Source organism: Xanthomonas pisi DSM 18956 (assembly GCF_001010415.1).
Lineage (GTDB): Bacteria > Pseudomonadota > Gammaproteobacteria > Xanthomonadales > Xanthomonadaceae > Xanthomonas > Xanthomonas pisi.
This window is the reverse complement of sequence record NZ_JPLE01000098.1, coordinates 1-7,968: the sequence shown is the minus strand read 5'-3', so window position 1 is coordinate 7,968 and position 7,968 is coordinate 1. Positions and strand designations below refer to the sequence as shown.

General features: G+C 66.1%; 9 protein-coding genes. 3 read left to right on the top strand and 6 right to left on the bottom strand.

The window, feature by feature from the left end; all coding sequences use genetic code 11:
• Positions 1–153: 153 nt before the first annotated feature.
• The 6 genes from Y887_RS16795 to purM form a co-directional block, all read right to left on the bottom strand.
• Positions 154–837, bottom strand: coding sequence for a DUF3108 domain-containing protein (locus tag Y887_RS16795; RefSeq protein ID WP_046965436.1), 684 nt, complete (start codon positions 835–837; stop codon positions 154–156).
• Positions 838–839: 2 nt separating this feature from the next.
• Positions 840–1,670 (bottom strand): DUF3108 domain-containing protein, encoded by an 831-nt coding sequence (locus Y887_RS16790; protein WP_046965435.1) that lies wholly within the window; start codon positions 1,668–1,670, stop codon positions 840–842.
• Positions 1,671–1,735: 65 nt separating this feature from the next.
• Positions 1,736–2,404, bottom strand: coding sequence for a phosphoribosylglycinamide formyltransferase (gene purN / locus Y887_RS16785; RefSeq protein WP_046965434.1), 669 nt, complete (start codon positions 2,402–2,404; stop codon positions 1,736–1,738).
• A complete protein-coding gene (locus Y887_RS16780) occupies positions 2,391–3,008 on the bottom strand; it encodes a DUF2238 domain-containing protein (protein ID WP_046965437.1) in 618 nt (205 codons plus the stop codon). The genes purN and Y887_RS16780 overlap by 14 nt, the downstream gene beginning before the upstream one ends.
• Before the next feature lie 22 nt (positions 3,009–3,030).
• A complete protein-coding gene (locus tag Y887_RS16775; protein WP_046965433.1) occupies positions 3,031–3,489 on the bottom strand; it encodes a hypothetical protein in 459 nt (152 codons plus the stop codon).
• 11 nt (positions 3,490–3,500) lie between these two features.
• Entirely contained in the window at positions 3,501–4,634 is a 1,134-nt protein-coding gene (purM, locus tag Y887_RS16770; protein WP_181113279.1) for a phosphoribosylformylglycinamidine cyclo-ligase, read from the bottom strand.
• Between the two features lie 22 nt (positions 4,635–4,656).
• Here purM and Y887_RS16765 point away from each other — a divergent pair, with 22 nt between their 5' ends.
• The 3 genes from Y887_RS16765 to hda are packed head-to-tail and all read left to right on the top strand — an operon-like array spanning position 4,657 to position 7,633.
• Entirely contained in the window at positions 4,657–5,769 is a 1,113-nt protein-coding gene (locus Y887_RS16765; RefSeq protein WP_046965431.1) for a DUF2066 domain-containing protein, read from the top strand.
• Positions 5,766–6,935, top strand: a complete 1,170-nt coding sequence (locus Y887_RS16760; RefSeq protein WP_046965430.1) for an AI-2E family transporter — start codon at positions 5,766–5,768, stop codon at positions 6,933–6,935. The genes Y887_RS16765 and Y887_RS16760 overlap by 4 nt, the downstream gene beginning before the upstream one ends.
• The gene (hda, locus tag Y887_RS16755; protein ID WP_046965429.1) at positions 6,932–7,633 is read left to right on the top strand and encodes a DnaA regulatory inactivator Hda; all 702 of its coding nucleotides are present in this window, start codon (positions 6,932–6,934) and stop codon (positions 7,631–7,633) included. Before Y887_RS16760 ends, hda begins: the two co-directional genes overlap by 4 nt.
• The last annotated feature ends 335 nt before the right edge of the window (positions 7,634–7,968 follow it).

The following is a 7,968-nucleotide window of genomic DNA, read 5'->3' as shown; positions in this document are numbered from 1 at the left end:
CCAACAACACAGTTGCTACACGGACGTACTTGCGGCGTGTCCCGCGAGCGGTGAGGGCGCCGCGCTCTCGACTCAGTAAGCGTTTGACTGCACTAAACAACATTCACGACCGGAACTACTGTGGCAATCAAGCCTCTGGTCGGAGGTGAGCGCTTAGCGCAGGCCCTTGATGGTCAGATCCAGCGCGTCCTGGCCTTTTTCCTTCTGCAGCAGGCGTGCGGGCACCGGCAGGTCCTTGACCACCCAGGCGATCAATTCCTTGTCGCCATCCACGCGCGAGACCTTGGTGGCTTGCTCCTGCTTGCCGTTGACGGTGATGGTTTCCTTGCCGACCACCTTGTAGCTCATCGGCTTGATGCGGCCTTCGTCCACCATGCGGTAGTTGAGCGGCTTGCCGGCGGCCAGGTCGCGGGTGATCGCCAGGTTGATCAGCAACGCATCCATGTCGCCGGGCTGCAGTTTGACCGGGCCGCGACGGTCCGGCTTGATATCGCCGCCCCAGGTCGCCTGGCTGGTTTTCCAGTCGTAATTGGCGGTGACGTTGCGGCGCTTGACCATCATCGAGGAGGTATCGTTGCTGCTGACCGGACGTAGCTGGCCATTGGCTTCCTCGAACACCGTGCTCTGGGTCAGGTTGGCCAGCTGGTTCTGGATGGTCAGCGTGTAGCGCCATTGGTTGGCGCCGGCTGCGGCCAGGGTCATGGTGCCGTTGGCCTGCATGCCCATGTAATTGGCGGAGTAATCGGCCTGGAACGGCTGCACGGCCAACGCCGGCAGGCTGGCCACGGCCAGTGTGGCGGCGGCGATCAAGGCGCTGGTGCGGGAGAAGGTTTTCATGGTCAGACTCCTTGGTATTCGACCAGGCGGAGATCGACCTGATCCTCACCTTTGTCACGTTGCAGGATGCGCACCGGGGTCGGAACCCCATTGGCGATCCAGAGGATGGTTTCGTTGTCGCCGCTGTTGACGCGGTACACGCGCAACGCGTCGTAGCTCAGGTCGCCAACCTGCACCACCTCGGTGGTATCGGCGGCGCGGTAGTCGTACTTGCGTACCCTTCCCACATCGACATAGCGGTAGCTCAGGTTGCGGCCGGGCTGCGCATCGCGCATCAGCGACAGATTCAGCGACAGCGCGCTTTGATCGCCGTGCTGCAGCGGGATGGGTTGCTGACGCTCTTCCTTCAGGTCGCCGTCCCACTGCGCGGTGCCGGCTTGCCAGTTGTAGACGCCGGTGACCTTCTTGCCGAAGAACATCGCCTTGCGCACGGTGCTCTGGCTCAACGGCACATAGGTGTCGCCATCGACGCGAAACACCGTGCTCTGTTCCAGGTTCAAACCCAGAATGCTGGCAAACCCCTTGCGGCCGCGCACCGACATGTCGATCCGCCACTGGCTTGCGTCGCCGTGGCTGACCTGCATGGTGGCATCGCCGGCTTCCTTGCCACGGTAGAACGCCTGGTAGGTCGCCACGAAAGGCTCCAGCGGCGGCGGCGTCCAGGTACTTGCGGGCAGCGTGGCTGTCGCCGCGGGGGCAACCGGCGTAGCAGGCGTGGCAGGTGGCTGAGGCGCGGCTGTCGGCGACGCGGCTGTCTGCTGCGCACGGCCCGGGCTGGCCTGGCAAAGCAGGGCCGTGGTCAGCAGCGCGGCGGCGATCGGGATGGCTTTCATGCGCTGGAGTCGGGGCACGGGGCCACAAGGATGTCCGAGACAGGATGAGGAGGGCGTATCCGCATTCAGGCGAGCGCGGTGTCAGCGGACTCTAGTCGCAGTGGCGTAAACAGGCACTGACCGTCCACATGCACCGCATCGCCGTTCACCTGGAGGCGCCCGCTGGCCAGCAGGTCCAGCGTGGCAAGCAGCAGCGGGTGCTCGCGTGCCAGCACCCGCGCAGCCAACTGTTCGGCGCTGTCGCCGGGAAGCACCGGCACGCGCGCCTGCGCGATCACGCTGCCGGCATCCAGTTCCGGCACCACCAGATGCACGCTGGCGCCGTGCTCGGTATCGCCGGCTTCCAATGCACGGGCGTGGGTGTGCAAACCGCGGTACTTGGGTAGCAGGGACGGGTGGATATTGAGCATGCGGCCGGCGAAGCGCCGCACCAACGGCTCGCCCAGGATGCGCATGTAGCCGGCGCAGATGACCCAGTCCGGCTGCACGGCGGCGATGGCGTCGCCCAGCGCGGCGTCGAATGCGTCGCGGTCGGTAAAGTCGCGCGGACTGGCGCTCCAGCGGTGCGCCGCGTCCACCTTGTGCAGTGCCGGCGCCTGCGGGCGGTCGGAAAACACGCCGACCACCTGCGCATGCAGGCGCCCGCCAGCGATCGCGTCCAGGATGGCCTGCAGATTGCTGCCGCGGCCTGAGGCCAGGATGGCCAGGCGCAGCCGGGCATCAGGTGCGTGCATTGAAGAATGTCCTCACGACGGGATAGGCAGCCAGACTGCCGAGGGTTGCCAGCAGCATGTCGGTATGCGCATCCCAGGGATCGCCCTGCTGGCCGTTGTAGGCTTCGGCGGCCTGGGGCGACAACAGCAGCGCAATCCCCCATTCGAACCACTCGTAGACCAGGCTGACGCACATGATGCCCATCACGGTCAGCGCGAAGGCCTGCCGCAGCGTCAGGCCTGGCCACCGCCGCAGCGCCAGTTGCGCAATGGCCGGCGTGAAGCACAGCCCGAACAGCAGATGGATCAGCCGGTCGAAATGATTGCGTGTCCAGCCGAACGTGGCACTGGGCGACCAGTGCAGCAGCTGCATGCTCCATTGCTCGTAGGGCACGTTGGAATACAGCCAGCGCGCGCCGATGCAGTGCAATGCGATAAACACGCAGATCGCCACGAAAGCGGCGATCTCCAGTGGCCAGCGACGGTCGGCCCACACCAGCGCGAACAAGCCGACCACAGTCAGTGAGCTGTGCAAGGCCTGTTCGACCGGCCACAGCGGCGCGACCCAGCTCGCCAGGAACACCGCGATGGTCGCGGTCAACGCAGCCGGTTTGGCGCGGCGCAGGGCGCTGATGGTCACGTGGCTCTCAGGCAGCGGTTGCGGCAGGGCCGAACAGTGCCTTGACCTGTGGGCGCAGCAAGGTGACCAGCGTAAAGACGCCAAGCACGGTACCGAATGGCATGAAGGAGCACGAAATGCCGGCCACGATCAGGCACAGCAGATGCCGCCTGCGCTGTGCGATGCAGCGGCCGGCATACGCCATGAAGCCCGCCAGCGTCAGCCCGCCGATGATGAGCGCGGCCGCGAACACCACGAAGATCCAGCCGAACATCCGCATCTGGTCCGGTGCCGCTTCGCCGTTGCTGCCGTTCATCGGTAATTGCCCGGTGACGATGGCCAGCCCCATGAACAGGTGGATCAGCGGAAACAGCGAAAACAGCCCGGTGATGCCGGCCAGCACGTAATGGAAGATCGACAGCAGTTTGAGATGCTGCAGGTCGTTGGCGCTGGCCGGCGTCGGCAGGGCAGGTTGGGAAGCGTCCATGCAGTCCTCGCTCAGCCGATGCGCACGCGTTCGTCGCCGTGTGCGGCGACCACCTGGCCAATGCGCCAATGCGCCAGCGATTGCGCGTCCAGCGCCTGTTCCAGCGTGGCTGCCTGCTCGGGCGAGGCGATCAGCACAAAGCCGATGCCGCAGTTGAAGGTGCGCCACATTTCGGCATCGGCCACCGCGCCTTCGCGCTGCAACCAGGCGAACACCGGCGGCAAGGTCCAGGCGGTGGCATCGATGTCCAGGCCCAGGCCGTCGGGAATCACGCGGATGATGTTTTCGGTGAGCCCGCCACCGGTGATGTGCGCCATGGCGTGGATCGCTTCGCCGTGCGACTTGAGCAGCGCCAGCACCGGCTTGACGTACAGCGCGGTCGGCGCCATCAGCGCGTCGATCAGTCGGGTGCCATCGTCCAGCACATGGTCGGCCGGTGCGCCGGCACGTTCGTAAATCTTGCGGATCAGCGAATAGCCGTTGGAATGCGGGCCCGAGGACGCAATGCCGAGCAGCACATCCCCCTCGCGCACCTGCGCGCCGTCGAGCAGCTGCGACTTTTCCACCGCACCCACGGTAAAGCCGGCCAGGTCGTACTCGCCCGGCGGATACATGTCGGGCATTTCGGCGGTTTCGCCGCCGATTAATGCGCAACCGGACAGCTCGCAGCCGCGCGCGATGCCGCCGACCACCGCCGCGGCGGTGTCCACGTCCAGCTTGCCGGTGGCGAAGTAGTCCAGGAAGAACAGCGGTTCGGCGCCCTGCACCAGCACGTCGTTGACGCACATGCCGACCAGGTCGATGCCGATGGTGTCGTGGCGGCCGAGCTGCTGCGCCAGCTTGAGCTTGGTGCCCACGCCGTCGGTGCCGGAGACCAGCACCGGCTCCTTGTACTTGCCCGACAGGTCGAACAGCGCGCCAAATCCGCCCAGGCCACCCATCACCTCCGGCCGGAAGCTGCGCTTGACCAGCGGCTTGATGCGTTCGACCAGGGCATTGCCGGCATCGATGTCGACACCCGCGTCGCGGTAGGTCATGGGCGAGGGAGTGGAAGGCGTTGGGCTGGTCACGGGCGTGGGTGGCTCGGCAGTAAAGGCGGCGATTTTAACAGCCACGTTGGCGCTAGCGCCCCATTCGGGCAACAATTCACCTGGATACGCTTACGCCATGGAACCGTCGATGCGCCGCAGTCTCGCTTTCTTTCTCGCCCTCGTGGTCGCCATGCCTGTGGTTCCGGCCCTTGCGCAGGCCGACCTGCGCACCGAAGGCGACGTCGCCAAGGCGCAAAGTGCCTACGATGCCGAAGTGCCGGTCAATAGCCAGGGCGAATCCGATCGCCCCGGTGCCCTGGCGCGCGCGCTGGGCGCGGTGCTGGGCAAGGTCTCCGGCGATCGCTCGGTGATGAGCCGCCCCGGTGTGCCGCAGGCGCTGCGCAATGCGCCTAACTACGTCGAACACTACGACTACCGCCAGGATCAGGGCACCTCGCGGACCGGTGCGCCCACCTTTCGCACCACCCTGGTGGCGCGTTTTCGTCAGTCCGATGTGGACGGTTTGATCGCTGCCCTTGGCTTGCCGGTGTGGCCGCTGCCGCGTCCCAAGCCGGTGCTGTGGCTGGCCATCGATGATGGCAGCGGCCCACGGCTGGTGGGTGTTGCCCAGGCCAATGCCGCACGCAGCGTGCTGGACCGTGCGATCGAGCGCGGTTACCGGCTCGGCCTGCCGGGCGGTGCGGCGGCCGAGCAGGCGCTGGCCGGTGCGATCTGGCGCAAGGACACCGCTGCGGTGTCGCGCGCATCGGCCAAATACAGCCCGCCGATGCAGCTGATCGGCAAGCTCTACCGCAATGCGGCCGGCTGGACGGCCGACTGGGTGTTCGTGGACAACGGCAATGTGCTGTCCAGTTGGACCAGCAGCGACGGCGATGCGCGCCGTGCGATGGCCGCCGGTGCCGATGGCGCTGCCGATGCCCTGGTCAAGCGCTACGCCAAGCGCGTGGATTCAGGCGTGCCGGGCGTGTACCGCGCAGTGATCACCGGCATCCACAGCGCCGACGATTACCTGCGGGTTGCCGCTGCGCTGCAGGGCGTGTCGGTGGTGCGCAGCATTCGCCCGGTCAGCGCCAACGGCGACCGGATTGAAGTGGATCTGGAACTGCTCACGGGCATTTCCGGCCTCAACCGTATGCTCGGCGACAACAGCCCGCTGGTCTCGGTTTCGGTACCGACAGAGGGACCGATCATTCTCGACAACGAGCACGCCGAGTACCGCCTGAAATGACTTTGACTCCCGAAGCCGAAATCGCTTTATTCCTGCGCCGCCTCAAATGGACGGCCGTGATTGTCGGCGTGTTGTGGGTGGTCTCGCTGCTGGCGCCGATCCTGACGCCGTTCGTGCTCGCGCTGTTGCTGGCCTGGCTTGGCGACCCGCTGGTGGACCGTATCGAACGTGCCGGTCGCTCGCGCAACATGGCGGTGGCGCTGGTGTTCGTGCTGGCGCTGCTGCTGTTCGTGCTGGCGCTGATGATTCTGGTGCCGATGATCGAGCGCCAGATCATGACCCTGATCGACGCCTTGCCGCAGATGCGCGCCTGGGCGATCAGTACCGCCATTCCGTGGCTGGAAGCCAAGACCGGCGTGGAGTTGATGGGCTGGCTGGACCCGGAGCGCCTGATCGACTGGATTCGCAGCCACTGGGAGCAGGCCGGCGGTGCCGCCAAGACCTTCTTCGGTTACGTGTCGCGCTCGGGCTTTGCGATGGTGACCTGGGTGATCAACCTGGCGCTGCTGCCGATTCTGGCGTTCTACTTCCTGCGTGACTGGGACCGCCTGGTCGAGCGTGTGGCGGCGGTCGTCCCACGTGCCTACATCGGCACCGTGAGCCGGCTGGCGCTGGAATCCAACGACGTGCTCGGCGGCTTCATCCGCGGCCAGTTCCTGGTGATGCTGGCGCTGGGCGCGATCTATGCCACCGGCCTTTCGATCATCGGACTCAACCTGGGGTTGTTGATCGGCATCATCGCCGGCTTCATCAGCTTCATCCCGTATCTGGGCGCAACCACCGGCATCGTGCTGGCACTGCTGGCAGCGGTCGTGCAGGCGCAGGGGCTCGATCTGAAACTGCTGATCGGCGTGGGCGTGGTGTTTACCGTCGGCCAGCTGCTGGAAAGCTACGTGCTCACTCCGCGCATCGTGGGCGACAAGATCGGCCTGCATCCGGTAGCGGTGATCTTTGCGGTCATGGCCGGCGGCCAGTTGTTCGGCTTTCTCGGCATGCTGCTGGCGTTGCCGGTGGCAGCGGTTGCCAACGTGCTGCTGCGGTATGCGCATGAGCAGTACACGCGCAGCGACCTGTATGCCGGTGAGCGCGCGGGCATCGTGTTGCAGTCCACCGCGGCCGAGCGCAGCGTCATCATCGACCCGACCAAGGACGCAGATCGGTCGTGAGCGTGCCGCAGTTGCCATTGGCGTTGCGCGCGCCATCCGACCAGCGTTTCGATAGCTACATCGCCGCGCCCGAGGGCCTGCTTGCGCAATTGCAGGCCCTGGCGGCCGGGCAGGTGAGCGATTGGCTTTATCTCGCAGGTCCCGCCGGCACCGGCAAGACGCATCTGGCGCTGGCGGTGTGCGCGGCGGCCGAGCAGGCCGGGCGTGCAACCGCGTATCTGCCGCTGCATGCAGCAGTCGGCCGCCTGCGCGATGCGCTCGAAGCATTGGAGGGGCGCAGCCTGGTTGCACTGGATGGCGTGGACAGCATCGCCGGCCAGCGCGACGACGAGGTGGCGCTGTTCGATTTCCATAATCGCGCACGTGCCGCCGGCATCAGCTTGCTCTACACCGCGCGGCAGATGCCCGATGGCCTGGCGTTGGTGCTGCCGGATCTGCGCTCGCGGCTGTCGCAATGCATCCGGATCGGACTGCCGGTACCCGACGACGCGGCGCGCGCGGCCGTGCTGCGCGACCGTGGGCAGCGGCGCGGGCTGGCGCTGGACGATGCAGCGATCGACTGGCTGCTGACGCATAGCGAGCGCGAACTTGCCACCTTGGTGGCCTTGCTGGATCGCCTGGATCGCGAATCGCTGGCGGCAAAACGGCGCATCACGGTGCCATTTCTGCGACGTGTGCTCGAGGATCGCGGAGCGTAAGGCAACGGGTCTGCGACTTTCTTGCAGGGCTCTTGCGCGCCCACCATCGCGGGACACGCTGCAAGTATCTCCATGCAGGCTCTCACGCGGCATCCACGCCTCATAAGTTCTCGCGAGGGTGGGCGGATAAGGATCAGTCGCGATGGTAGGTCGGCATCGCTTTCAATAAAGCAGCCAGCAAACTTTCTTGTGCGGTGTCCTCGCCGCTTGCGGGACCGATGGCGGCATGGATGCCGCCATCGAGCCCCCAGGGACGGGTTTACGGCGTGTCCCGCAAGTGGCGAGGGCACCGCGCTCAATGCTGCGGGTCCGCTGCAGGCCCTTGCCCGCCCACC